Annotated in this window: 24 protein-coding genes; 4 read left to right on the top strand and 20 right to left on the bottom strand. The window is 35.1% G+C overall.

Going from position 1 to position 23,911, the window contains the following annotated elements:
• Positions 1-58: 58 nt before the first annotated feature.
• Positions 59-1,171 (top strand): RIP metalloprotease RseP, encoded by a 1,113-nt coding sequence (gene rseP, locus CDOMC_RS04940; protein WP_172128429.1) that lies wholly within the window; start codon positions 59-61, stop codon positions 1,169-1,171.
• Positions 1,168-1,803, top strand: a complete 636-nt coding sequence (locus CDOMC_RS04945; protein WP_172128430.1) for a YggS family pyridoxal phosphate-dependent enzyme — start codon at positions 1,168-1,170, stop codon at positions 1,801-1,803. The genes rseP and CDOMC_RS04945 overlap by 4 nt, the downstream gene beginning before the upstream one ends.
• A gap of 43 nt (positions 1,804-1,846) precedes the next feature.
• Here the strand turns inward: CDOMC_RS04945 and CDOMC_RS04950 are convergent, their stop codons facing one another.
• From CDOMC_RS04950 to mltG, 10 genes are all read right to left on the bottom strand, one after another.
• Entirely contained in the window at positions 1,847-2,332 is a 486-nt protein-coding gene (locus tag CDOMC_RS04950; RefSeq protein WP_172128431.1) for a flavodoxin domain-containing protein, read from the bottom strand.
• A gap of 26 nt (positions 2,333-2,358) precedes the next feature.
• The gene (locus tag CDOMC_RS04955) at positions 2,359-2,913 is read right to left on the bottom strand and encodes a 2-oxoacid:acceptor oxidoreductase family protein (RefSeq protein WP_172128432.1); all 555 of its coding nucleotides are present in this window, start codon (positions 2,911-2,913) and stop codon (positions 2,359-2,361) included.
• Positions 2,910-3,755 carry a 2-oxoglutarate ferredoxin oxidoreductase subunit beta gene (locus tag CDOMC_RS04960; RefSeq protein ID WP_172128433.1) on the bottom strand — a complete coding sequence of 282 codons (846 nt, stop codon included), beginning with the start codon at positions 3,753-3,755 and terminating at the stop codon, positions 2,910-2,912. Before CDOMC_RS04960 ends, CDOMC_RS04955 begins: the two co-directional genes overlap by 4 nt.
• A gap of 1 nt (position 3,756) precedes the next feature.
• Positions 3,757-4,878 (bottom strand): 2-oxoglutarate synthase subunit alpha, encoded by a 1,122-nt coding sequence (locus CDOMC_RS04965; RefSeq protein ID WP_172128434.1) that lies wholly within the window; start codon positions 4,876-4,878, stop codon positions 3,757-3,759.
• Between the two features lies 1 nt (position 4,879).
• The gene (locus CDOMC_RS04970) at positions 4,880-5,185 is read right to left on the bottom strand and encodes a 4Fe-4S binding protein (RefSeq protein ID WP_172128436.1); all 306 of its coding nucleotides are present in this window, start codon (positions 5,183-5,185) and stop codon (positions 4,880-4,882) included.
• Between the two features lie 126 nt (positions 5,186-5,311).
• Entirely contained in the window at positions 5,312-6,190 is an 879-nt protein-coding gene (sucD, locus tag CDOMC_RS04975; protein ID WP_172128438.1) for a succinate--CoA ligase subunit alpha, read from the bottom strand.
• Positions 6,191-7,357, bottom strand: a complete 1,167-nt coding sequence (gene sucC / locus CDOMC_RS04980; protein WP_172128440.1) for an ADP-forming succinate--CoA ligase subunit beta — start codon at positions 7,355-7,357, stop codon at positions 6,191-6,193. It lies immediately after the preceding gene.
• Positions 7,358-7,361: 4 nt separating this feature from the next.
• Positions 7,362-8,255 (bottom strand): lactate/malate family dehydrogenase, encoded by an 894-nt coding sequence (locus CDOMC_RS04985; RefSeq protein WP_172128442.1) that lies wholly within the window; start codon positions 8,253-8,255, stop codon positions 7,362-7,364.
• A 9-nt stretch (positions 8,256-8,264) separates the two neighbouring features.
• A complete protein-coding gene (locus CDOMC_RS04990; RefSeq protein WP_172128444.1) occupies positions 8,265-10,466 on the bottom strand; it encodes an NADP-dependent isocitrate dehydrogenase in 2,202 nt (733 codons plus the stop codon).
• A 61-nt stretch (positions 10,467-10,527) separates the two neighbouring features.
• Positions 10,528-11,523 (bottom strand): endolytic transglycosylase MltG, encoded by a 996-nt coding sequence (gene mltG, locus CDOMC_RS04995; RefSeq protein ID WP_172128446.1) that lies wholly within the window; start codon positions 11,521-11,523, stop codon positions 10,528-10,530.
• Here mltG and CDOMC_RS05000 point away from each other — a divergent pair.
• Complete coding sequence (locus CDOMC_RS05000) at positions 11,420-13,978, top strand: YhdP family protein (RefSeq protein ID WP_172128448.1); 2,559 nt, start codon at positions 11,420-11,422, stop codon at positions 13,976-13,978. The two genes, mltG and CDOMC_RS05000, sit on opposite strands and share 104 nt — an antisense overlap.
• Before the next feature lie 37 nt (positions 13,979-14,015).
• Positions 14,016-14,783 carry a sulfite exporter TauE/SafE family protein gene (locus CDOMC_RS05005; RefSeq protein WP_172128450.1) on the top strand — a complete coding sequence of 256 codons (768 nt, stop codon included), beginning with the start codon at positions 14,016-14,018 and terminating at the stop codon, positions 14,781-14,783.
• A gap of 1 nt (position 14,784) precedes the next feature.
• Here CDOMC_RS05005 and CDOMC_RS05010 read toward each other — a convergent pair whose 3' ends face one another.
• The 10 genes from CDOMC_RS05010 to nikR all read right to left on the bottom strand — a co-directional run bounded on the left by CDOMC_RS05010 (position 14,785) and on the right by nikR (position 23,872).
• Positions 14,785-16,782, bottom strand: a complete 1,998-nt coding sequence (locus tag CDOMC_RS05010) for a recombinase (RefSeq protein ID WP_172128452.1) — start codon at positions 16,780-16,782, stop codon at positions 14,785-14,787.
• Positions 16,783-16,800: 18 nt separating this feature from the next.
• Positions 16,801-17,142 carry a hydrogenase maturation nickel metallochaperone HypA gene (gene hypA, locus CDOMC_RS05015; RefSeq protein WP_172128454.1) on the bottom strand — a complete coding sequence of 114 codons (342 nt, stop codon included), beginning with the start codon at positions 17,140-17,142 and terminating at the stop codon, positions 16,801-16,803.
• A 9-nt stretch (positions 17,143-17,151) separates the two neighbouring features.
• Positions 17,152-18,132, bottom strand: coding sequence for a hydrogenase expression/formation protein HypE (gene hypE / locus CDOMC_RS05020; protein WP_172129653.1), 981 nt, complete (start codon positions 18,130-18,132; stop codon positions 17,152-17,154).
• A gap of 17 nt (positions 18,133-18,149) precedes the next feature.
• A complete protein-coding gene (hypD, locus tag CDOMC_RS05025) occupies positions 18,150-19,241 on the bottom strand; it encodes a hydrogenase formation protein HypD (protein WP_172128456.1) in 1,092 nt (363 codons plus the stop codon).
• Positions 19,238-19,525: a HypC/HybG/HupF family hydrogenase formation chaperone gene (locus CDOMC_RS05030; protein ID WP_172128458.1), complete on the bottom strand. Its 288-nt coding sequence runs from the start codon at positions 19,523-19,525 to the stop codon at positions 19,238-19,240. The genes hypD and CDOMC_RS05030 overlap by 4 nt, the downstream gene beginning before the upstream one ends.
• A complete protein-coding gene (gene hypB, locus CDOMC_RS05035; protein WP_172128460.1) occupies positions 19,525-20,334 on the bottom strand; it encodes a hydrogenase nickel incorporation protein HypB in 810 nt (269 codons plus the stop codon). The genes CDOMC_RS05030 and hypB overlap by 1 nt, the downstream gene beginning before the upstream one ends.
• Before the next feature lie 73 nt (positions 20,335-20,407).
• A complete protein-coding gene (locus CDOMC_RS05040) occupies positions 20,408-20,884 on the bottom strand; it encodes a GDYXXLXY domain-containing protein (protein WP_172128462.1) in 477 nt (158 codons plus the stop codon).
• Positions 20,874-22,133 (bottom strand): DUF2157 domain-containing protein, encoded by a 1,260-nt coding sequence (locus CDOMC_RS05045; protein WP_172128464.1) that lies wholly within the window; start codon positions 22,131-22,133, stop codon positions 20,874-20,876. The genes CDOMC_RS05040 and CDOMC_RS05045 overlap by 11 nt, the downstream gene beginning before the upstream one ends.
• A 3-nt stretch (positions 22,134-22,136) precedes the next feature.
• Positions 22,137-23,321: a Na+/H+ antiporter NhaA gene (gene nhaA, locus CDOMC_RS05050; RefSeq protein ID WP_172128466.1), complete on the bottom strand. Its 1,185-nt coding sequence runs from the start codon at positions 23,319-23,321 to the stop codon at positions 22,137-22,139.
• Between the two features lie 137 nt (positions 23,322-23,458).
• Positions 23,459-23,872, bottom strand: coding sequence for a nickel-responsive transcriptional regulator NikR (nikR, locus tag CDOMC_RS05055; RefSeq protein ID WP_172128468.1), 414 nt, complete (start codon positions 23,870-23,872; stop codon positions 23,459-23,461).
• Positions 23,873-23,911: the final 39 nt, after the last annotated feature.

The following is a 23,911-nucleotide window of genomic DNA, read 5'->3' on the forward strand; positions in this document are numbered from 1 at the left end:
GCGTAAAATTTAGAATAAAATGCTAAATTTAATCAGTTTTTTATAAAAAAGGTAAATATTGAAAAGTATAATTTTTGTGGTTTTATTGCTTATTTTGGGCGTTTACGCTTATTCATGGTATTTTTTTATAACAGTTTTTGCTATATCTTTTTTGGTTTTTTTTCACGAGCTTGGTCACTTTATGGCAGCTAGAATTTTAAATGTAGGAGTTTTAAAATTTAGCGTAGGCTTTGGAGATAGTCTATACTCAAAACAAATAGGACAAACCGAATATGCTATTTCAGCTATTCCTCTTGGTGGGTATGTGAGCCTAAAAGGACAAGAGGATACCAAGCCAAATCTAAAAAATATGGATGATGATAGCTACACTAAACTTAGCCCTCTTGGACGTATTTTTATACTTTTTGCAGGACCATTTTTTAACTTTGCTTTAGCGTTTTTAATATTTATTGCGCTTGGATATATTGGTGTGGATAGGCTGGCTCCTACAGTTGGAAACGTAATGCCAAATTCAGCCGCACAAAAAGCTGGACTGCTAAAAAACGACAAAATTTTAAACATAAACGGAGTAGAAATTCGTGAATGGGATGATATAAGCAAAAATGTCAAATTAACTAAAACTTTGATCGAAATAGAGAGAGACGGTAAAATTCAAACTGTAAATTTAACTCCAAAAATAGGTGAAAGCGTTAATCTTTTTAGAGAAAAGATAGAAAAACCTCTTATAGGAATCTCTCCTTTGGGTGAGTTTATAACTCTTAAAAATACAGGTCTTAACTCTTTAAAATTTGCATTTAATGAGACGATAAACGCCTCTAAGCTAATATTTGTAGGTATTGGCAAGCTGATAGAGGGCGTGGTACCTATCAAAGATATGGGAGGTATAATTCAGATAGCAGATATCACTTCTAAAGCAGCTCAAATAAGCGTTTCAACACTTCTTGTTATCACTGCTTTGATATCCGTCAATTTAGGAGTATTAAATTTACTTCCTATCCCTGCGCTTGATGGCGGACATATTCTTTTTAATATATACGAGTTGATTTTCAGACGAGAGATGAATGAAAAAGTCTATGTCGGTTTAACATATTGCGGATGGGCCTTACTTCTTACGCTTATGCTGGTTGCGACGTTTAATGACATATTAAGACTTGGCGGAGTTGGTAATTGAAAAATTTAGCTGAAATTTTAGAACGCATCAATAAGGCTAGAATCGGCGAGGAAGTAAAACTTATAGCTGTCAGTAAAAATGTAACTACAAAAGAAGTTTTGGAACTATTTAATCAAGGACAGATGAGCTTTGGTGAAAATAGAGTTCAAGAGCTTAAAAACAAAAAAGAAATTTTATCAAATTTGCCTATAGATTGGCACTTCTTAGGCCGACTTCAAAGCAATAAGATAAATCAGTTAATTTCGCTTCGCCCTACTCTTTGGCAAAGTTGCGATAGTCTTAAGTCCGCGCTTGAAGTGGATAAAAGGCTTGATTATAATCTTGATTGTTTACTTCAAATAAACTCTGCCAATGAAGATACAAAATCAGGAATTAGTGCCGATAGCGCCATAGATGAGTTTTTATCCATAAAAGAAAATTGCAAATTTTTACGTCCTATAGGAGTTATGAGTATAGGAGCGCATGTAGATGATATGAAAACTATTGAGCGAAGCTTTGAGATAACACATAAAATTTATGAAAATTTAAAAGCGCATGGAGCTAAAATTTGCTCTATGGGGATGAGTAGTGACTTTGAGCTTGCTATAAAATGCGGCTCAAATATGGTCAGATTGGGTTCTATCTTGTATTAAATTCTGCTTGATTTGGTATTAAGCAAACCAAGCAGAATAAAGTCTAAATCTTAGTTTTTATATCACTAGCCCATTTATCAATGCGTTTTTCATACTCTTTATCGCCTTTTGTATCGAGCGCAAGACCTATGAATTTATCATTTATAAACGATGAAGAGTAGTCAAATTTATAACCGTCTTTTTCGCTAGCACCAAGCAATAATGCTCCTTTTATGCAAGACAAAAACTCAACTACGCCACCGCAGAAGTTATCACCGTGGCGCTCTTGGTTACCAACCCCTACAATAGCTACTTTTTTGCCTTTTAACTTAGCCTCTTTTAACAGACCTAATTTTGCCTTCCAATCATCATGAAGCTCACCAAATCCATAACTTGAGCTTGCCAAAATCAAAAGATCAAAGTCTTCAAACTCGCTTGATTGCTCTACTCCCTTAACAGCCTTTACTTTAGCACCCAATTTTGAAGCTAGATACTCACAAACCTTTGCGGTATCACCCTTTCCTGTAGCGTAAAAAATTCCTATTTTCATATTTTTCCTTTATAAATTTGTATCAATTAACTATCTTTTGCTGCTTTAGCGTATTTTAATCCTAGCTCGTAAGCCATAGCATTAGCCTCATAGACTTTCTTTGGCACCTTTGATAGCATAACTTCTCTTACTAAATTGGCATCCAAGCAACCACTCATCTCCACAGCTACTCCCAAGGCTACAACGCTTTGGGTGATGACATTTCCGACTTCGTCTTTAGCTATAGATATGATAGGAATTTCATAAATTTTCCACTTTTTTCTATCCTCATTGCTAGCTTTTACCAAATTTGGCTCTATGACTATTATGCCACCCTCTTTGACTCCGCTTTTAAAAAGATTGTAGCTCACTTGTGCTGTCGCAAGCATAAATTCTATCTCGCCCTCATTTGCATATGGGTATAATATCTCGCTTTCGTCTAATACTATATCAACTTTAGTAGGACCGCCTCTAACCTGTGAAGTATAAGTAGATGCTTTGACCCCATATCCTCCATCCTCTATCTTGGCGGCGGCTAAAATTTCTCCGGCTAAAATTACACCCTGTCCGCCAACTCCGACAAATCTAAGCTCTCTTTTCAATTTATATCCTTAAAGTCGATTTTCTCACCACTTTGGGCTGCTTTTATGACTTGATCGTAAGCCTTTGTATATTCGGTTTTGCTATTATCTTTGTGTAAAACTCCAAGAGGAAATTTGCCGATCCTCTCATCTTCACTCATCAGATCAAATTTTGTCTTGCTCAAAGTTATACTGTCTATCCACTCAAGTGTCTTGGTTGCCTCTGCCATCTTGTTTTTTCTACCTAAATTTATATGGCAATTTGAAAAAATATCAAAGAAAGAGTATCCATCATGACTAAAACCTTCTACTAGCATCTTTTCCATCTTGACAGGCTCTATCACGCTTCCTCTGGCTACAAAAGTTGCTCCCGCAACTGTAGCTAGCTTACATGCGTCAAAAGTCGGATCTATGTTTCCGTATTGAGCCGTTACAGTCCACATGCCACGAGGAGTAGTAGGACTGGTTTGAGAATTTGTAAGTCCGTAAATAAAGTTATTTATCAAAATATGATTTATATCGATATTTCTTCTACATCCATGTATAGTATGATTTCCACCTATCGCAAGCCCGTCTCCGTCACCTGTTATCACGATAACTTTTTTATCAGGATTTGCAAGCTTGATACCAGTTGCATAGGCTATGGCGCGTCCATGAGTTGTATGAACTGTATTGCAATTTACATAAGAGCTAAATCGTCCGGAGCAACCGATACCAGACACTACGCATACATCGTTCATATCCCAGCCTAGGCTATCTATCGCTCTAATAACAGCTTTAAGTATCACTCCATCTCCGCATCCCCAGCACCAAAGAGTCGGCATCTTATCTATTCTTAAATATTTGTCGTAATTAAATGCCATTTTAAAACTCCTCTATTTTCTGAACTATCTCTTGAGGGCTTATCGGGCGTCCATTTGCCTTAAGCAGAGTCTTAAAGTCATCTCTTAACATAGCTTTTTTAATCTCTCCTGTATATTGCCCTAAATTTAGTTCGCAGATTAGTATTTTTTTAAATCTCTTACCTATCTCTTTTAATTTCGCTTCAGGAGTTGGAAATAAAGTTATAGGCTTAAACATTCCTACCCTAACTCCATTTTTTCTTAAATTTAAAATCGCCTCTTTCGCCGCCCTGGCAACGCTTCCAAATGCTATAATACAAATTTCTGCATCTTCAAGCTCAAATTCCTCGCTGTTTTCTACCTCTTCAAGATGCATGTTAATCTTATTAAAAAGCCTATTTATGTTATATGAAACTATCTCTCCATCCTCTGTCGGAAAGCCGGTAACTCCATGATGAAGTCCAGTAATATGATATTTATAGCCTTGAAAAAATTTATTAAGAACAGCAGGCCTGTCAGCTTTAGCTTCATAAGGTTTATAATCCTTTGGATCCCCAGTAAATTGCTCTCTATTTACTACTTTTATATCACTGATATCAGGTAAAATTGCCTTAGCGTGCATATGCCCTATAGTCTCATCAAGCAGTAAAAATACCGGATTCATAAATCGTTGAGCTAAATTAAAGGCTCTAATAGTCTCAGTATAGCACTCCTCTAAGCTGGCAGGAGCTAAAACAATACTATTGATATCGCCATGACTTGGGTTTTTAGCCTGAAGTAGATCTCCTTGCGCCACTCTTGTAGGAAGTCCTGTGCTCGGGCCTCCGCGCATTACATTTACTATCACAATTGGAATTTCCGCAATAAATCCAAGCCCTATTTGCTCACTTTTTAATGAAATTCCAGGCCCTGAGCTTGCAGTCATTGCCTTAGCTCCACTCATAGCTGCACCAAGAGCTACAGAGATTCCCGCTATCTCATCTTCCATCTGTATAAATTTACCACCCTTTTTTGGCAAAAGAACACTCAATTCGTGAGCTATCTCGCTTGAAGGGGTTATAGGATATCCACCAAAAAAATTACAACCGCAATCCACAGCCGCCATCGCAACAAGCTCATTACCGCTAGCTATTACCTCTCTCATTTTAGGCTCCTAGCTTTTCGTAATGGTTTGCTTTGACTGCTGCGGCTCTTTCTTTACTTTCTGCAGTAAGTTTGGCAAATTTAAAGCCCTTATCTGCTACATAAATGGCAAAATCAGGACAGTGAAGCTCGCAATCTCTACATCCTATACAGGCCTCAGGATGAACCACTTCTATCATTTTTCCAAGTACTGCACCAAGCTCTATACGCATACCCAAAACTCCTGCTGGGCAGTAACTCACACATATATCACACGCCTTACAGCGGGTAGTGTCTACCCATACTGGGGCATCATCTTTTATTAGCATATATTTTCCTTGACTCAAATTTCCAAATCCAGCATTTTTATATAATCTTGCTTAAATTTAAGATTGTAAAAAATAGATAAAAATTATTTTAGTTTTATTTAAGAGAGCTCCTATCAATCATTGCTACTAAAATTTCATTACCTCTTTAAATTTTTCACCTATCTTGCTTGGGGAATCTACTACATGAACCCCGGCTCTACTAAGCGCTTTCATCTTATATTCAGCACTTCCTTCTATGCCGTTTATAATGGCTCCGGCATGACCCATCTTGCGCCCTTTCGGGGCTGAATTTCCAGCAATAAAGGCTACTATAGGCTTTGAAATTTTCTCCTCTATCATCTTACAGGCTCTTATCTCTAAATCCCCGCCTATCTCTCCTATCAAAAGTATAGCTTTAGTATCATCGTCTTTTTCAAAAAGAGGCAAAAGCTCCTCATAATCCATTCCTATAACGGCATCTCCACCTATTCCTATAGCTGTAGATATTCCGTATCCAGCTCTTACAATCTCGTTTGCGCCTTCGTATGTAAGAGTACCAGACTTTGAGATTATGCCAATATTAATATCTGATCTTTTAAAAACAGAACTTGGCATAATGCCGAGCTTGCAAAGATCAGAACTTATGATGCCAGGACAGTTTGGACCGATAATCTTCATTCCTTTTTTGATAGCATAAGCCTTTGCCGCAAGAATATCAAGCACGGCTATATGCTCTGTAATGACAACAGCAAGCTTTATTCCGCTGTATGCAGCCTCTATAATAGCGTCTTTGGCAAATGCGCTCGGAACAAATATTAAAGATGTATTAGCGCCAGTTTTTTCGACAGCCTCCGCTACAGTATCAAAAACAGGTAGTCCAAGATGTGTGCTTCCGCCCTTAAACGGTGTAACTCCGCCGACTATTTTGGTGCCATATTCTAGACAGCTTTGAGCATGGAAGCTTCCCTCTTTACCGGTAAAGCCCTGAACTATGGCTCTTGTTTGTTTATCTATTAAAATACTCATCTAACTTCTCGCTAAGCTTACAGCCAATTTAGCGCCATCAAGCAGATTGAAAGCTATATGCAAATTTTTAAGATTCGCATCTTTTAGCATGCCCATGGCCTCTTTTGCATTCGTCCCATCAAGTCTTATGACTATAGAGGTATTTAAATTTATACTTTTCGCGGCTTCTAAAATTCCGCTTGCAATTCTATCGCATCTAACGATTCCACCAAAGATATTTACAAAAACCACTTTTACGTTTGGATCTTTTAGTATAAGCTCAAAGGCCTTAGCCACACTTTCAGGACTCGCAGAACCGCCTACGTCTAAAAAATTTGCACTCTTTCCGCCGACGTTTTCTATCACATCCATTGTAGCCATAGCAAGCCCTGCACCATTTACTATGCAGCCTATATCGCCATTTAGCTTTATATAGTTTAAGCGATTTTTCTTGGCTTCGATTTCGCTTGGCTCCTCTTCACTCTCATCTTTAAGGGCTAAAATTTCAGGATGACGAAATAAAGCATTGTCGTCAAAACTCATCTTTGCATCAAGTGCGTAAAATTCATCATTATCATTTAAGATAAGAGGATTTATCTCGATTAAGGTAGCGTCTTTTTGTATATAAATTTGATAAAGTTTCTTTAAAATTTCAATGAATTTCCTACTTAAATCTTTGTCAAAATTAAAAAATCCGATCAAATTTAAGATGTGAAAATTGCAAAGTCCGATCTGAGGATCTATATTTATCTTTTTTATTAGTTCAGGAGATCTATGAGCAACCTCCTCTATGCCAACCCCTCCATCTTTTGAGGCGATAATCGCAATATTTTCTTGCTTTCTATCAAAGGCTAAACTTAGATAAAATTCCCTTTTTATATTAAGCCCTTGCTCAATATAAATTTTACGAACAAGCTTTCCGTTTTTTGTGGTTTGAGGTGTAATTAGATACATACCAAGCATGTTCTTTGCGATATTTTCTACTTCACTTAGACTTTTAGCTATCTTTACGCCTCCGCCAAGACCTCTTCCTCCGGCATGAACTTGAGCTTTAATCGCAAAGATATTTCCGCCTAAATTTTTAGCCGCATCCAAAGCTTCTTGACTCGTATATGCAAGTTTGCCGTTTGAGATTTTGATACCGAATTCTTTTAAGATCTCTTTTGCTTGATACTCGTGAATATCCATTAAATTAGCTCAATACACTACTTTCTATCAAGAAATTTATATTTTTTCTTATATCGTTTTCACTCTTTACAAGCGCCTCTTTTTCCTCTTGACTTGGATCTTTTATCTTCGCAATTCCATTTTTATTAAGCTTTACTCTGCGACCACAAGTTAAGCTATCATCCAATACTACGCAGCAGCTTAGCCACTCATCGCTCTCATTTTTTATAGCTTCACACATCTTAGCTGCAGCAGCTCCTGGCGCATAATAGGCTGAAGTTCCTAGAAGCTTTACAAATTTAGCTCCACCAGTCTTTGTATCATTTGATATCTCTTCAAATTCATCATCGCTTAAAGTTACGTTTATATTATCTTTTAGCACAAGCATATCGTCATTATGAGCACCCATCACATGAGCTTTTATCTGAGAATTTTGTAAATTTAGCCTTTTTGAAATTTCAAATTTTAGCCTTGCTGAATCAAGCTCTCCAGCCATACCTAAAATTCTACTTTTATCAAATCCACTAACCTTATATGTGACAAATGTTAGTATATCAAGAGGGTTTGTTACGTTTATAATTATGCAATTTGGTGCAAATTCGGCGATCTTTTCTACCGTACTCTTTACTATTTGAGCGTTTTTAAGAAGCAAATCTTCTCTGCTTTGCCCCTCTTTTCTAGGGCTTCCTGCAGTTACTACGACTATATCGCTATCTTTTATAAGTGAAAAATCATCTCCGCCAGAAATTTTAACATCAATGTCAAAAACAGCAGCGCTTTGAGCCAAATCCATAGCTTTTGCAAGCGCAACATTACCAAATATATCGACCAAAGCTATCTCATCGGCTATCTTTCTTAGCATTATCGCGCTTGCAGCGCTAGCACCTACGTTACCCGCTCCAATTACTGAAATCTTCATATCTCTTCCTTAGTTTATGATTTTATTAAAAGTCTCACTCGGTCTCATCGCCTTAGAGGCTAAATTTTCATCAAATTTATAATACCCTTTTATATCCATCTTTTGACCTTGAACTTCCAAAAGCTCCTGGACTATCTTTTTCTCATTATCTTTTAATTCTTTAGCGACATCCTTAAATTTATCAGCTAAAATTTCGCCGTTTATAGCCAACTCATCGGCCCAGTAAAGCGCCAAATAAAAATGGCTGCCGCGATTATCAGGAGTTTTTACCTCTTTTTGCGGAGATCTGTTTTCTTTAAGCCATCTTGAAACCGCGGAATTTAGAGTAGATGATAAAATTTTAGCCTTTTGATTTGATTTTAAATTGGCCAAATGCTCTAAAGACGCAATTAAAGCTAAAAATTCTCCTAAACTATCCCACCTAAGATGATTTTCATTAAAAAACTGCTCGGCTATCTTCGGAGCGGACCCGCCGGCTCCCGTTTCAAACACTCCTCCACCTTTTAAAAGAGGAACAACCGATAGCATCTTCGCGCTTGTGCCAAGCTCAAGTATAGGAAATAGATCGGTTAGATAATCTCTTAGCACATTTCCGGTAACACTTATGCAATCTTTGCCAGATCTTATGATGTCAAGAGATTTTTTGCAAGCTAGTTCAGGTCTTAAAATTTCTATATCCACTCCGCTTAAATCGCTTTTTGAGAGTATCTCTTTAACCTTTTTGATAATCTCTTTATCGTGCGCCCTATTTTCATCCAGCCAAAATATCGCTTTAGTGTTAGTAAGTTTTGCACGTTTTATCCCCAAATTTACCCAGTCGGTTATCGCATCATCCTTCGCCTGAGTCATTCTAAAAATGTCGTCTTTACAAATCTCAAATTTAAAAATTTCCTCATCATTTAAATTAATTACTCTTAAAATCCCGTCATTAGACATTATAAAAGTTTTGTCGTGACTTCCGTATTCTTCCGCCTTTTTAGCCATAAGACCTACGTTTGATACGCTTCCTATTTTGCTTGGGTCAAGTGTGCCATTTTGCTTAAAATCTTCAATCACGGCCTCATAAATTTTAGCGTATGTGCTATCAGGGATTACGGCTTTAGCCTCTTTAAGGGCTCCGTTTTTATCCCACATTTTACCAGAATTTCTTATCATCACAGGCATTGAAGCGTCTATGATGACATCACTTGGGACATGTAAATTTGTAATTCCTGCATCAGAATTTACCATAGCCAAACCCGGACGAATGGCATAAATTTCATCAAATTTGGCTCTAATTTTATCTTGTGTGTTTTTATCTAGTTTTAAAATTCTCTCAAAAAGATCTTTTAAGCCGTTATTTTCATTGATTCCAACACTCTTAAACTCATCCTTAAATTCATCAAATGCCTCTATAAAATACTCTTTAACAAAATGTCCAAATATCACAGGATCACTAACCTTCATCATAGTAGCCTTAAGGTGAACGGAAAATAGCAGATCTTTGGCTTTAGTATCCTTTATCTGATCTCTTATAAACTGCTTTAAAGCCTTTGCGCTCATAAATGTAGCGTCTATTACCTCGCCTTTTAAAACTTTTATCTCTTTTAATATCGTTTTTTCACCATTTTTGTTAGTAAATTCAACTCTTAAAGTATCATCACTCTTTGCAGTCATAGATATTTCATTAAAATAAAAGTCTCCGCTCTTCATATAGGCTACTTCCGCCTTGCTATCTGATTTGAATTCTCCCATCTTATGAGGATTATTTCTTGCATACTCTTTTACTGCACTTACGCATCTGCGATCCGAATTTCCTTGACGAAGTACAGGATTTACGGCACTTCCAAGCACTTTTTGATATCTTTTGTAAATTTCTCTCTCGTTATCATTTTTTGGCTCATTTGGATACAAAGGCAGATCATATCCTTTGGCTCTTAGTTCGTTTATAGCATTGTTTAGCTGAGGGATAGAAGCTGAAATATTTGGTAGTTTTATAATATTGGCAAATTTATCCTCTGTCATATTTCCTAAAATTTCCAGCCAATCTTTTTCTTTTTGATCATCTTTTAAAACATCACTAAAAGCTGCTATTATACGACCCGCAAGCGAGATATCGGCTACATCTATACTGATATCTGCTCTGTTTAAAAAGCTTTTTAGAATAGGAAAAAGCGAGTAGCTTGCAAGAAGTGGAGCCTCATCGGTTTTTGTCCAGATAATATCACTCATAATAGACCCTTTATTAAAATGTGTTATGTTATCAAAATTTAGGTTAAATTCTTTTGATTTTTTATCTTTGCATATCGATTATTCTGCTGTGTTCTTGGTATGTTTTGCTAAATTTATGCTTCATTGTTTTTTTATCTCTAACAAAGTATAAAAACTCGCTTTCTTGCGGATTTACGGCTGCCTTTATCGCAGCCAAAGATACGCTACATATAGGACTTGGCGGCAGTCCGTCATGTAAATATGTATTAAATTTACTCATATCCTCTCTTATTCTTTTGGCTGTAATTGTATCGTGAGAGTAAAGTCCGTAGTTTAAAGTTCCATCCATCTGTAGCTTTATTCCTTTTTTAAGGCGGTTGTATATTACAGAGCTTACTATTGGCATCTCACTCTCATCTGCAGCCTCTTTTTGTATGATGGATGCTATTATTAGATATTTTTGCCACTCTTTTTGATCAAATTTTCCAAGTAGCTTAATAGAAAGCTCTTGATGACGTTTTTTTGATAAATTTGCTAAATGATATATAAGCTGCTTCTCTCTTATTCCAATCGGTATCTTGTAAGTTTCCGGAATAAAAAATCCATCACCAAAAGGTGCGACTTTATCATAAATTTCATTTAAAATTTGCTCATTTAAATTTAAGCTTTTAGCCATATCTTGTAAAAATATAGCCGTGGTTTCTCCAGGTATTAAGGTTATCTCACTCATTGCAGCCTTGGCTGTAGTAAGAGCGTATAAAAAATCAAATTTGCTTAAGCTCTGTTTTTTGATATCCACCCAGCCAGATTGCGGATGCCCAAGTGTGGCCAAAATGTATTTATCTATGTTGATTATGTTAGAATTTCTTTGTTTTAGATATGTTATAATTTCTCCGACTGCCCCTTTTGGCAGGTAAATTACGCTATCGGTAGCTATAGGCCTACTAAGATAGACCAAAAAGCTTAGGAAAAAAATGATTATTATCTCACAGGCAATTAAAAAAATTTGGCATATTCTGCTATTTTTTATCATATTTTTTGCAATCCTTATAGTTACGTTAAAGCATGGTATCAGCATCGAAAATATAAGTTTTAACGATTTTAAGATAGAGAAATTATATATAAAACTTGATAAAAAACTTATTTTAAGGGCTCAAAAATTAAAAATTCCAAAAACAAGCCACAAAGACAGCTCAAACGAAGACTTTTTAAGTCTTACGAACAATATAATATGGGTTGATAGACTATTTAAGGAGATTATTTTAGAAAAGATCGAGTTTGAAGACAATGAGCTAACTGTGCTTTTTTACGAGAACGCCTTTCATGTCGACACCGCTTATCTTACTTTGGATACCACATTTACAAGCCAAGAAAACGGTCTGTTTATAGATGTTTACAATCTTGCCTTTAAGGATTTTGACATTAATCTAAGCGGAACATCAAATGCCGACATAAGACATAATATATATGATTTTAACGGCACTTTCGTGAGCCACGAACTTGACGGAAAGATGAAATTTCATCTTGAAAATGAGATTATAAACTACGATGTAAGCGACATAAACGCAAGCAGTCTAAAAAGCTTTATGCACGAGCTTGATGTCAAGCTAAATCTAAACGAAGATGTTAAAAATTGGATATACGGCTACATTGTAGCGGATAACTATTTTGTGCATAATCTAAGCGGAAAAGTTGATCTAAAAAATCAAAATTTCTTCTTAAATGAACTTAGTGCCAAAGGAGTTTCTAAAAATCTAAAGGTCAAATTCGAAGATAGCTTGCCTGCTGCAATTGTTGAAGAAGCCGATATAGAGCTAAAAAACGGGACGCTTTATTTTAAGCTTAAAAAACCAAGATGGAATGGAAAGAATCTAAACGGATCAAATTTAGAAATTTATAAAATTTTTGATGAGAAAAATGCCGGACTAATTTTAAATTTACAAACAAACTCAATCTACGATAAAGCGGTTAATTCTATACTAAAAGCTTATGATATAAATGTGCCGATAGAACAAAAAAGCGGTAGAAATGTAGGAAAAATAAGCATTGATATTAAATTTGATCCGCTTAAATTAACGCCAAATGGCAAATTTAAAGCAAAAGATAGCAAGATTGATATAGCTGGCGCGATGTTTAATGTAAAAGAGGCGATAGTAGAGATAAGAGATGATAAAATAATCGTAGATGCCAAAGATAGCGGAATGGATTTTTTTAAGGGGGATATTAAAGTAGCCATAGATGCAACCAAAGAAAAAGGCGATGTTAACGGCACTATCAATAAATTTGATTTAAGTTTTGATGGCGAGGAGATAGTAAAATTAAAAAATTTGCCACTAAACGCCTCTCTTGACTTTAGAAAGAAAGATGTGCTTTTTGATATCCTTGATCCAAGAATACAGTTAAGTTTCGGAGATGAAAGCACAATAAGAATAGATGATATTTCAAAAATTTATGATTATTCGCCTTTAATTAAGCAGATTGGATTAAATAGTGGAAACTTCACACTAAAAACAAAAAATTTCGATGATTTTGAAATTAGCCTAAGAAATGCGAAATTCAATATGCCATTTTTAAATAAAGACGGCTCAAAATACGATAGTGACGGCTTTGACATAAAGATAGGCGAGAATTTAATAACTGCAAATAGCCTCAGCAATAATCTAAATATTAACATCAAAGATAAAAAAACCGAAGTTCATATAAAAAATATGGACTTGATTATAGACAATGGGATAATTTTAAACGATAATAACCGAAGTAAAAATAAAAATTTAGAGTTTTTTGGCTTAAATTCTGACCTGTTTGTAGCTGACTTAAATCGTACGTTGAAATTTTTAAGCTACAGCGGAAGTATCGTAAAAGACAAAACTCAATTTAATGCAAAACCTAAAAGCGGAAATGTAAGCATAGTTCAAAGCGACAAGAAATTTAATATGTTTGCAAACGACATAACAGGAGAGTTTGTAAATAGTCTTTTTGGGATGGATGGCTTTGATGGCGGATTTTTTAAGTTAAAGATAGTCGGAAATAACACTGATGATTTAAAGGGTGAGATAAGGCTACACGGCGCAAATTTAAAGAGTTATACATTTTACAACCAATTGCTAACATTTCTAAACTCAGTTCCATCTCTAATAATTTTTAAGACTCCAGACTTTACCGAAAAAGGCTTTCCTGTTAAATTTGGCAAAATTTTATTTGAAAAAAAAGGAGACTTGCTAAATATTATGGCCATAGAATTAGAGGGCTCAAGTGCCGATATAGGAGGTCGCGGGACTATAAATTTAGCAACCAAAGAGATAGATGTGGATCTAGAGCTAAAGCTTTTAAAGGATGCAAGCTCGATAATAGGCTCGATTCCGATAGTAAATCAAATAATTCTTGGCAAAGATCGCAAGCTTTCAACAGTAATAAAAGTGCGCGGAACGCTTGATAAGCCTAAATACTCAACTCAGGTTTTAGCCGATGCCTTAACGTCCCCACTTAAGATAATAAGAAACGTTCTGGAAGCACCATTTTTAATATTTGAGTAAAATTTTACATATAATTTTATGTATTAATAAGGATTTCGTGGAAATTATAATAATTAGCTTAGCCGCATTTACAGCGTCTTTGCTTACTCTGTTTTCAGGTTTTGGACTTGGCACACTACTAATGCCTGTTATGGCAATCTTTTTTCCTGTTGATATAGCAGTTGCGATCACAGCTATAGTGCATTTTAGTAATAATATATTCAAAGGAGCTTTGTTTGCTCGCTCTATAAACAAAGATATATTGCTAAGATTTGGGGTTTTAGCCATGATATTCTCGTTTATTGGAGCTTTAACGCTAAACGCTCTAGGTAGTGCAAAAATTCTTTTTAATTACAAAATTCTTGATATGAATTTTCAAGTTGATACTATAAAATTTATCATAGGATTTTTGATATTAATTTTTGTATTTATAGATATTATGCCTCAGTTTAAAAATATTAAATTTGAGCCTAAATTTTTACCGTCGGGAGGAATTCTAAGCGAATTTTTCGGAGGATTATCAGGGCATCAAGGTGCTTTTAGAAGTATGTTTTTAATAAAATGCAACATGCCAAAGGAACAATTTGTAGCTACAGGCATATTTATTGCCATTATGGTTGATATTTCAAGGCTTATAGTATATGGTGCAAATTTTTCTAATATAGATGAAAATTTATATTTAGCTCTTATAGCAACTGTTTTTGCATTTATAGGTTCGTTTTTTGGTGCAAAACTCATTAAAAAGGTCACCATAGACTTTATCAAGATAATAATATTTATTCTTTTGATTTTTATAGCGCTATCTATGATGACCGGTATTTTATAGGTTATTCATCTAATCTATTTTTAAAAGGGAAAATCAGCTCATGAGGACGCTTTAGCATCTGTTTAACAAGCTTTTTTAAGAAAGAAAAGAGATTTCCTATGCTTGTATCTCTTGATATTAAAGAGACCTTAAGAGCCAAAGCAAAGCTTACTATAAGATTGATTGAACCTATTAAAAACACACAAGCTAAGTAATACAAAAAGTCATAATAAGATATTTGCAAATGAGTTGATGCATAGCCTAAATTTGCACTAGAAAAAGCTACGTGAGCTATATCTAGAGGCAAATTTAAGATATGGCCTATAAAAGGCGTAATTCCCAAAAGAATACCAAAGAAAAAATTTCCAGCCACAGTTCCGAGATGATCATGTATATATTCAGCTAGTTTAAGCCTTTTATCATCACCAAGAACCTTTTTCAACCAAGGATGGTGATAAAATCTCTCTTTAAGCTCCAGGCAATCTGCTCTATTATCAAAATATCCAGATATTAGCCCTGAACAAAATAGCCAAACTCCGGCTATTGCCGCAAAGAAAAGAGGAACAAAAGGCTCTAAATTTTTTAGATAATAAGAAGCCTCACTAGGATTTAAAATAGCCCCACTGCCATTTATAATAAAATGTGCAACCAAAAACGATGTCAGTAGAGCCAAACTTACATTGCCTACAACAGAGGCAAATTGAGATCTGCTAACCTTAAATATAAGCCCTATAAGCTTATCTTGATTTGCCATATTATCTTCTTCTTTTTCAACCTCTTTAGCAAATGTAGAAGCCGTCATCGCAGGCTGCTTGGTAGCTACAGTAAAGCCTATCAGGCTAATTATCACAAAGCCAAGGCCATAATTTAATCCTATTAGGATAGTTTGCGTTACAAATGAAAAGTCAGACTGAACTATATTGATTTTTAGTAGAGCCATAAATGCTATTATTACTCCAGCTCCGGCTGATTTTAAAAACATTTTAAAATACTCTTTTTTATTATCAACCGTATAGTGTTCGCCATGCTCGCTAATATTGTTTGTAATACTTTTGGCTACTATGCGACTGCTTTGCCTATATACCTCGCTTAGAGAATTTCTAGTGGAGTTTCTTTTTGCAGACTCTTTAAAAAACTTAATAAAGGCTATACTAGACTCTTTTGTATCAAATTTTTTAATAAGTTCTAAAATATCTTCTACTCTTTTTATAATCTGAATTAGACGCTCAAGCTCATATGTAACTGCGATAGAAATTCCTAAATTTACAGATTTTTTCTTAAATTTATCAATCTGATTTTTACACTGCTCTATAAGAACTTCCAAATGCTTTAAATCAAGCTTTGTAGAGCTTATCTCTATATGATCATCTTGCATCTTGCTAACAAATTTTGCCACATCTCTTTGAAGTGCTATAAATGCGGAGTCTCTGTTTAATATTGTATTATCAAGCCTGATGAAGTTATGATCAAATTCTTCAGAAGCTATCCTTATGGATAGTATCTCCATAGCGTATAATAGCTCATGAAAAAGATGTTTCTTGGTGGAGTGTATATGAGTTGAATTTGAAAAAATAGACGAAAATAGCTCTATCCATTTTTCATCATCTATATTGCAAATCCATTTGTGATCATCACTATTTTTAAAAAGAGTAGCAAAAAGATATCTTAATTCGCCTTTATTTGGAGGATTTGGAAGAAATTTATTATAAAACCTCTCTTTTATCTCATATCCAAAGCCGTTTTTTGACAGGATGCCAAATTTACTGATATTGTTTGATAACTTTAATTTTATGAAAAATAGATTTACTTCATCAGAAATTTTATTTGAAATTTCGCTTTTTTGATTAAAAAACTCTATAAGCACATTTATTTTTGATTCTGTTAAATCAATATTTTCTAAATTTCCAGGTCTAATAAAATCTACTAAATTTTTTAGCTTAGCTACTACATCAGTCTCTTCAATCTCTATATCTTTTAATAATTTTTCAAATTCTACATTTATATCTTTGGTGTTTTTCAATCATCTCGCCTTAAAAACCTATCTCATCTCAAGACGCATCAGATACATATCCTCTCCGTCTATCACCCTTAAATCCTGACTGCCACATTTTGGGCATGTGAAGTCATTTTCTCCTAATTGCGTATTTAGTCCGCACTGATTGCACTCTATGACTATATTTTGTACATTTATTACAAGTTTGGCGTTTGAGCAGATGGTCTCGTTTTTATATACATCAAAGGCGCTTTGCAAATAGTGTGGTTCAACTCCGCTTAGACGCCCTACTTTTATCTCTATTTTTATAATCTCTTTTGCATTTTGTTTTGCTGCATTTTGTTCGCAGAGTTTTACTAGATCTTGAACTATACTTAATTCGTGCATCGCATTTTCCTAGCAAATTCTAGGTAAAAGCTCGCCTTTTGGAGCCTCTAGTAGTCTTTTTGAGCCGTATATGTTTTGAAGTATTACTCTTGAGTTTTGATCTTTTAAAATTTCGCCTATCAAGCTTGCATTTGCATCAAATTTTCTTAAAACTTCTAGCGCTTTCTCTTCGTCTTTAGCATCTACAGCCATTACAAACGTACCCTCATTAGCAAGCTCATAAGGTTCAAATCCAAATAGCTCGCAAACTCCAGCCACTTCGTCGCTAACTTTTACAAATTCATCTTTTATCAATATGTCAAATTTAGAAAATTTAGCCCACTCGTTTAAAACCGCACTTAGTCCGCCTCTGGTGGCATCTCGCATAGAAAATGGCTTTATACCAGCATTAAATAGCTCTTTAACTATCTCTTTTAAGCTCTTGCAATCGCTTTTAAGATCTCCTCCTAGGCTTAATTCCTCCCTATTGGCAAGAACAACCGCTCCATGCCTTCCGATGTCGCCTGAAAGAAGTATTTTGGCTCCATGTTTTAATCCATCTAACCCTACAGGCTCATCTATAAGCTCTCCAATGCCGGAAGTATTTATAAAAATTCCATCGCATTTTCCTTTAGGAACTACTTTGGTATCACCACAAATTACTTTAACGCCACAGCTTTTGCAAATATTAGCAAGAGATGTCAGAACTCGTTCAAGCTTATCTATCTCAAAACCTTCTTCAATGATAAGCGCACAGCTTAAATATTTGGCTATAGCTCCCACCATCGCAAGATCGTTTATAGTACCGCAAGCTGCTATCTTGCCTATATCTCCGCCATTAAAAAATATTGGAGTTACCACAAAACTATCTGTGCTAAATGCTAATTTTCCGCTTAAATTTAATAGCGCAGAGTCATTTGATTGGCTTAAAATTTCGTTATCAAAAATCTTAAAAATCAGATCATTTATAAGAGAATTCATCTCCTCTCCGCCACCGCCGTGACTGAGCATTATCTTGCTGTCTTTACTCAAATCGATTCCTTTGCGTATTTAAAATATGCCGCACAGGCTCCCTCGCTAGATACCATGCATGAGCCTATCGGATTTTTTGGAGTGCAGGCTTTGCCAAAAATTTTACAATCATACGGTTTTGCTCGTCCTCGTAAAATTTCTCCACATATACAAGCTTTACTCTCGGCTTTACTATTAACTTCGCAATCAAATTTCATTCTAGCGTCAAGATAGCTAAACTCTTGACGTATTTTCATTCCGCTATCTTTTATAACCCCAAGTCCACGCCAATTAAAATCACATGGCTCAAAATATCTATTTATCAGCTCTTTGGCCTTTAAATTTCCGCTTCTACTCACAACTCTTGCGTATTCGTTATATACATCATGAGTGCCGGCATTTTGCTGACGAACTAAATTTAAAACCGAATCCATAATATCAAGCGGCTCAAATCCGCTTACGGCTATAGGTCTTTTATAGTCCTTTGCGATATCTTCATAAATTTCATATCCAGTTATCACGCTTACGTGGCTTGGACCCAAAAAGGCATCTATCTTTACGCTCTCATCGTCCATTATCGCTCTTACTGGAGCAGGAACTGTTACATGATTTATATGAAAAAATAAATTTTTTATGCCCATCTCTACTGTTTTTTGCATTATACTAGCAGTCATTGGAGTGGTGGTCTCAAAACCGATTGCAAAAAATATAATATTTTTGCTCAAATTTTCCTGAGCTATCTTTATACAATCAAGCGGGCTATATAGCGCTCTAATATCAGCGCCCTCAGCTCTAAGCTTTTGAAGGCTTGTATTTGAGCCAGGAACCCTAAGCATATCTGCTAGTGTGCATAGTATCACATCATCTCTAGAAGCGAGCTTAATAGCTTCATCTATCCTGCTCTTAGGCATTATGCACACAGGACAGCCTGGACCATGTATGAAGTTTATCTTCTCCCCTACAAGCCCGGTAAGGCCAAATTTCATAATACTATGAGTGTGTCCTCCGCAAATTTCCATGATATTTAGAGGCTTTATACTCTCTTTTTTAATAAGTTCGCTAAGAGCTAAAATCAGATCTTTATCTCTAAATTCATTAATTAGAGTCATCTTTTCTCACTCATAGCGCTTAAACCCATATCGCCCTCATCCTCATCTATCTCACCGCTAGCCATATCGTCGGCAATTTTTTTATAAATTTCTAAGCTTTCAAGTGCGAACTTAGTATCAATTTTTTCCATTGCATATCCAACATGAATTAACACATATTCGCCTACTTTAACAGGATCGGATATGAGATCTAAGCTCACACGTCTAGTTACGCCCAAAGTCTCTACCAATGCGACGTTATTCTCATCTATCTCAAGGACTTTTGATGGAATAGAAAGGCACATTATCTAAACTCCTTTTTAAACTGCAAATAGTTTATCCATTTATCAACGCCTTGACCTGTTTTGCTATCAAGCTCGATAATATCTACTTTTGGATTGAGTTTTCTAGCATCACTAATAACTTTTTTTACATCAAAATCAAAATGAGGAAGAAGTGAAATTTTAGTAATTATTACAAGATCTGCAGAGCGAAACATAACTGGATATTTGCTTACTTTATCGCTTCCTTCAGGAACTGAGATAAGCACAACATTTAGGTTAGAGCCTACATCATAGCTTGCAGGACAGACTAAATTTCCAACATTTTCTATAAAAACTAGATCAAGATCGTTTAAAGGCAGATGATGAAGGCCTTCATGAACCATAAAAGCATCCAAATGACAGGTTTGCCCGGTTGTGATCTGATGAGCTTTGGCTCCAGCTTTTAATATCCTATCGGCATCTTGGTTTGTCTCTAAGTCACCCTCAACAACACCGATCTTAAATTTATCACTCTTTATAGTGGCTTCAAGAAGAGTGGTTTTGCCAGCACCTGGACTACTCATTAAATTTATACATAAAATTCCATGCTCATCCAAATGATCTCTATTGTGCTGCGCCTCTTTGTCGTTTTCAGATAAAATTTTAGTAATTACTTCAATGGTCTTTGTCTCACCAAGCACAGGGTGAGCATGAGCTTCGTGAGTATGCTCATGATAGGCATTATGTCCATGATCGCCACCATGATCATGCGTATGAGAGTGAGTCGTTCCGTCAGCATGGGTATGAGTATGATTATGTCCGCCTAGTGAACATCCACAATCTTTGCACATGTTATATCCTTTTTTGTGTTTTCAAAATAACAATACTACTGATTTAAATTAAAATTTGGCTTATTTTTATCTTTTACTCTTTTAAAACTATCTCTTTTATCCTTGCGCTACCATTATCCATTACCGATAAGATTGCCCAAGCGCCTTTTTGGCGGATATCCCTCTCTATTTGTAAGGCTTTATCAATAGGCATAAAAAATGCCTCTATTCCAAATTTTGCCCTATTTCCGTAAATTCTTCCGGTTAAAAATATTTGATTTTTAGGCTTTACAAAGCTGTATTCATCTTTTACATATGTACCATTTATATCTTTTAGTGCTAGATAAATTTTAGTTCCTGGCTTTTGAAGGTCTGCGTATTTAATCGGCAAAGCCGAAAAATCATAGTTCAGACTCACATAATTTCCTCTTAGTAAATCCCTTGGATCATAAAGAGTTACATCAACTTTAATTTCTTTGCCAAAATAAATAGGAGCATAGGCGTAAGTAAGCATTGCAATTAGGCTTAAAATTTGAAAAATAATGGCAAATATTAAAATTTTAACTCTCATTTTTTATAGCCTTTTTATTTCTAGAGACCACAAGTACTATTACCGCAAATAGCAAAAACAGTAAACTTGTTCCTATATAATCGCCTATTAGATCAAAATACCTCACATTGGCAACTATAAATATAGTTGATAATCCTAACTTTAGATAATCTTGCTTTATTAGCACGGCTCCGGTTATAACACTTAGTATGGAATATATAGCGTTTGAATACTCAAAAAAATATCCGACACCAAAAGGCAGAATCAATAAAAACAGAGCAAGAATAGCTACGTAATACCTTTTAAATTGGGCTAAAATAATTAAGGAAAATGTGGCAAAAACGATATGTAAAACACCATAAATCCTGCCATAAAAAGCAAGTGAGTTATTTAGATCTATATAGTCATAATTTCTATGGCTAATAAAAGACATAGCAAAAAGAAGTATGGCTATGCCAGTAATCAAAGATATCCATCTTAATGCAACAGCTATCTTAATCTTATTAAATTTTTGAGCCACAAGCGATAAAGAGATACCAAAAAGCGAGTATGAAAGTCCTATTAAGACGATTTGATTTATAGTTATATACCACATAAATTGAGAAAATTCAAAAGAGCTTAAATTTGCCATATTACAAATAATATAGACAAAAATAGATATAAAAAGCATCACAGTAAGCGCCTTTGATTCATCTTTTAAAAGCATATAAAAAGATATTGCTATAAAGATCAAAAACTCATGCGAGACTCTAAGTTCGATATCCATAATGAACCAAAGAAGGGCTATTGCTAAACTCTGAGTAATTAAAATGGATTTTTTAGTAGATATTGAGAGTACAAATGCGCCAACAGCCCACAATAATACTCCATTTGGCATATGTTCACCTAAATGATAAATTTGAGCTATCAATGCTATAGCTATTCCGTAGCAAAAATTTCCTAAGAAAAATAAGCTGATAGCCGTAGATTCTCTACCCTTTTTTAGCATAAAAAGCGCACTTAAATTTACAAAAGCCAAAATGCTTATAATAATTAAAAGTCTTACAACTCTTGGTATCTCTTCCCAATTGTCCCCCACAATAGTAATCAACGAAAGAGCCAAAAATAAATACGCCACAAGCTTTAAAATAAAGCTCTTTTTATCGCTCACATTTTGCAAATCTATATCATATCTAGCTGCTATTTTTTCTGAAGTTACTCTATCTATCAGCCCTTCATTACGCCACTTTACAAGCTCATTTGCTAAAAAATTCTTATTTAAGAAAATCATTAATTACTCTACACATCTTATTATTCTATGGCGACCAGCAAAATATAAAACCGCATATCCTACGATTCCTGATATCAAAGATGCTATTAATATCGCAAGTTTATCGGCATATCCAAACTGCTGGGTATCGTGATAAGAAAGAGAGTTGATAAATAAACTCATAGTAAATCCGATACCTGTCAATATACAAAGTCCGTAAAATTGAAGCGTATTAGAATATTTCGGAAGTTTTGCTATGCCAAGTTTTATGGCGATAAAGCAAAATACAAAAACCCCAAGCTGTTTGCCTATAAAAAGACCTGCTATTATACCTACCGATACAGGATGAAATATCTGCTCTACACCAATTCCATTTAATGAAATTCCTGCATTTACAAAGGCAAACACAGGCAAGACAAAAAATGCTATATATCCATGCAGATCATGTTCAATCTCTTTAAGCATCGATCTATCGCTATTTTTAAATTTAAGCGGTATAAAAAATGCTGACACAACACCTGCTAAAGTCGCATGCACTCCAGATTTTAAAACACTTATCCAAAGAATAATGCCCAAAATTAGATATATTGCTTTTTTATTTATATTGAGTAAATTTAAGGCAAGAAGTCCTAATAATACAACACCTGCAATACCGATAGATATCACAGATAAATTGCCGCTATAAAAAATTGCCATGATTAAAATTGCGCAAACATCATCTATAATCGCCATAGTAACCAAGAAAATTTTAAGGCTTGCCGGAACTCTCCTGCCAAGTATCATAATGATGCCAAGTGCAAAAGCCGTATCAGTAGCAGTTGGTATCGCCCAACCCTTTATAGCGAAAGAGTCCGAATGATTAAAAAGATAAAATATAAGAGCAGGCGCTATAATGCCACCTATCGCTCCGATTACCGGCAAAATCACCTGAGAGAAATTTCTAAGTTCTCCTTCTAAAAGTTCACGCTTTAACTCAAGCCCCAAAAGAAAGAAAAATATCGACATAAGACCGTCATTTACCCACAAAATAAGTGGCTTTTGAATATCAAGTTCGCCAAAGATAAACCCTACATTTATGCGCAAAAATGAGTTATAAAATTCACTTAACATTCCATTTTGAAATACCATTGCAATAATAGCGGCAAAAATTAGCAAGATTCCGGAGCTAGCCTCGTGCTCGACAAATTTTTTAAAAGAAAAATGTTTCATAAATTATAAGAGCCTTTTAATAGAATAACTTTAGTAGAATATATCGATTTTATCAAGAAGTTGATAAATCTTGAATAAAAAATAATAAAATTTTTAGGCGGGTAAAATTGAAATTTACCCGCTACTTATTTTAAAATTTATGAGCTTGGAACAGCCGCTTTGGTTAATTTTGCGAATTTTACCCCTTTTAGTCCGGCTATCTTAGCTGAAAATTCCTCTATTTGTGCTGCTTTTCCGCGTAAAATGAGGGTCTCTAGGCAATTATAATGATCTATATGTATATGAGTTGTACAGGCTATTTCTACACAAGCATCATGCTCTATATTCATCATTTTTACTACTAAATCGTTTTGATGATGAGTATAAATCAGCGTCAAAACTCCTATAAGATCTTCGTCGGCATTTTTCCAGCTATCTATAATGATCTTTTCTCGAATCAAGTCGCGTGTAAATTCACTTCTTGATGCATAGCCTTGCGAGTTCACTTTCTTGTCCAGCTCGTCCAATAACTGCTTCGGCAAGGAAACGCTAAATCTGATAATCTCGTCCATATCGCCCTCCTTAAGTGAATTCTAACCTATTATATGACC

Origin of the sequence: Campylobacter sp. RM16192, from assembly GCF_004803855.2 — a bacterium.
GTDB lineage: Bacteria > Campylobacterota > Campylobacteria > Campylobacterales > Campylobacteraceae > Campylobacter_A.

Bases quoted from the DNA above. Each gene is read 5' to 3' on its own strand.
- CDOMC_RS05045 (WP_172128464.1), bottom strand. From the start codon at position 22,133: ATGATTTTCTTAAATAAGAATTTTTTAGCAAATGAGCTTGTAAAGTGG.
- hypE (WP_172129653.1), bottom strand. From the start codon at position 18,132: ATGCTCAGTCACGGCGGTGGCGGAGAGGAGATGAATTCTCTTATAAAT.
- CDOMC_RS04960 (WP_172128433.1), bottom strand. From the start codon at position 3,755: ATGGCATTTAATTACGACAAATATTTAAGAATAGATAAGATGCCGACT.
- CDOMC_RS04950 (WP_172128431.1), bottom strand. From the start codon at position 2,332: ATGAAAATAGGAATTTTTTACGCTACAGGAAAGGGTGATACCGCAAAG.
- nikR (WP_172128468.1), bottom strand. From the start codon at position 23,872: ATGGACGAGATTATCAGATTTAGCGTTTCCTTGCCGAAGCAGTTATTG.
- nhaA (WP_172128466.1), bottom strand. From the start codon at position 23,321: ATGAAACATTTTTCTTTTAAAAAATTTGTCGAGCACGAGGCTAGCTCC.
- CDOMC_RS05000 (WP_172128448.1), top strand. From the start codon at position 11,420: ATGATTATTATCTCACAGGCAATTAAAAAAATTTGGCATATTCTGCTA.
- hypA (WP_172128454.1), bottom strand. From the start codon at position 17,142: ATGCACGAATTAAGTATAGTTCAAGATCTAGTAAAACTCTGCGAACAA.
- CDOMC_RS04985 (WP_172128442.1), bottom strand. From the start codon at position 8,255: ATGAAGATTTCAGTAATTGGAGCGGGTAACGTAGGTGCTAGCGCTGCA.
- hypB (WP_172128460.1), bottom strand. From the start codon at position 20,334: ATGTGCAAAGATTGTGGATGTTCACTAGGCGGACATAATCATACTCAT.
- sucC (WP_172128440.1), bottom strand. From the start codon at position 7,357: ATGGATATTCACGAGTATCAAGCAAAAGAGATCTTAAAAGAATTCGGT.
- sucD (WP_172128438.1), bottom strand. From the start codon at position 6,190: ATGAGTATTTTAATAGATAAACAAACAAGAGCCATAGTTCAGGGCTTT.
- CDOMC_RS04970 (WP_172128436.1), bottom strand. From the start codon at position 5,185: ATGCTAATAAAAGATGATGCCCCAGTATGGGTAGACACTACCCGCTGT.
- CDOMC_RS05030 (WP_172128458.1), bottom strand. From the start codon at position 19,525: ATGTGCCTTTCTATTCCATCAAAAGTCCTTGAGATAGATGAGAATAAC.
- CDOMC_RS04990 (WP_172128444.1), bottom strand. From the start codon at position 10,466: ATGAGTGATATTATCTGGACAAAAACCGATGAGGCTCCACTTCTTGCA.
- hypD (WP_172128456.1), bottom strand. From the start codon at position 19,241: ATGACTCTAATTAATGAATTTAGAGATAAAGATCTGATTTTAGCTCTT.
- CDOMC_RS04965 (WP_172128434.1), bottom strand. From the start codon at position 4,878: ATGAGAGAGGTAATAGCTAGCGGTAATGAGCTTGTTGCGATGGCGGCT.
- mltG (WP_172128446.1), bottom strand. From the start codon at position 11,523: ATGCTGATACCATGCTTTAACGTAACTATAAGGATTGCAAAAAATATG.
- CDOMC_RS05040 (WP_172128462.1), bottom strand. From the start codon at position 20,884: ATGAGAGTTAAAATTTTAATATTTGCCATTATTTTTCAAATTTTAAGC.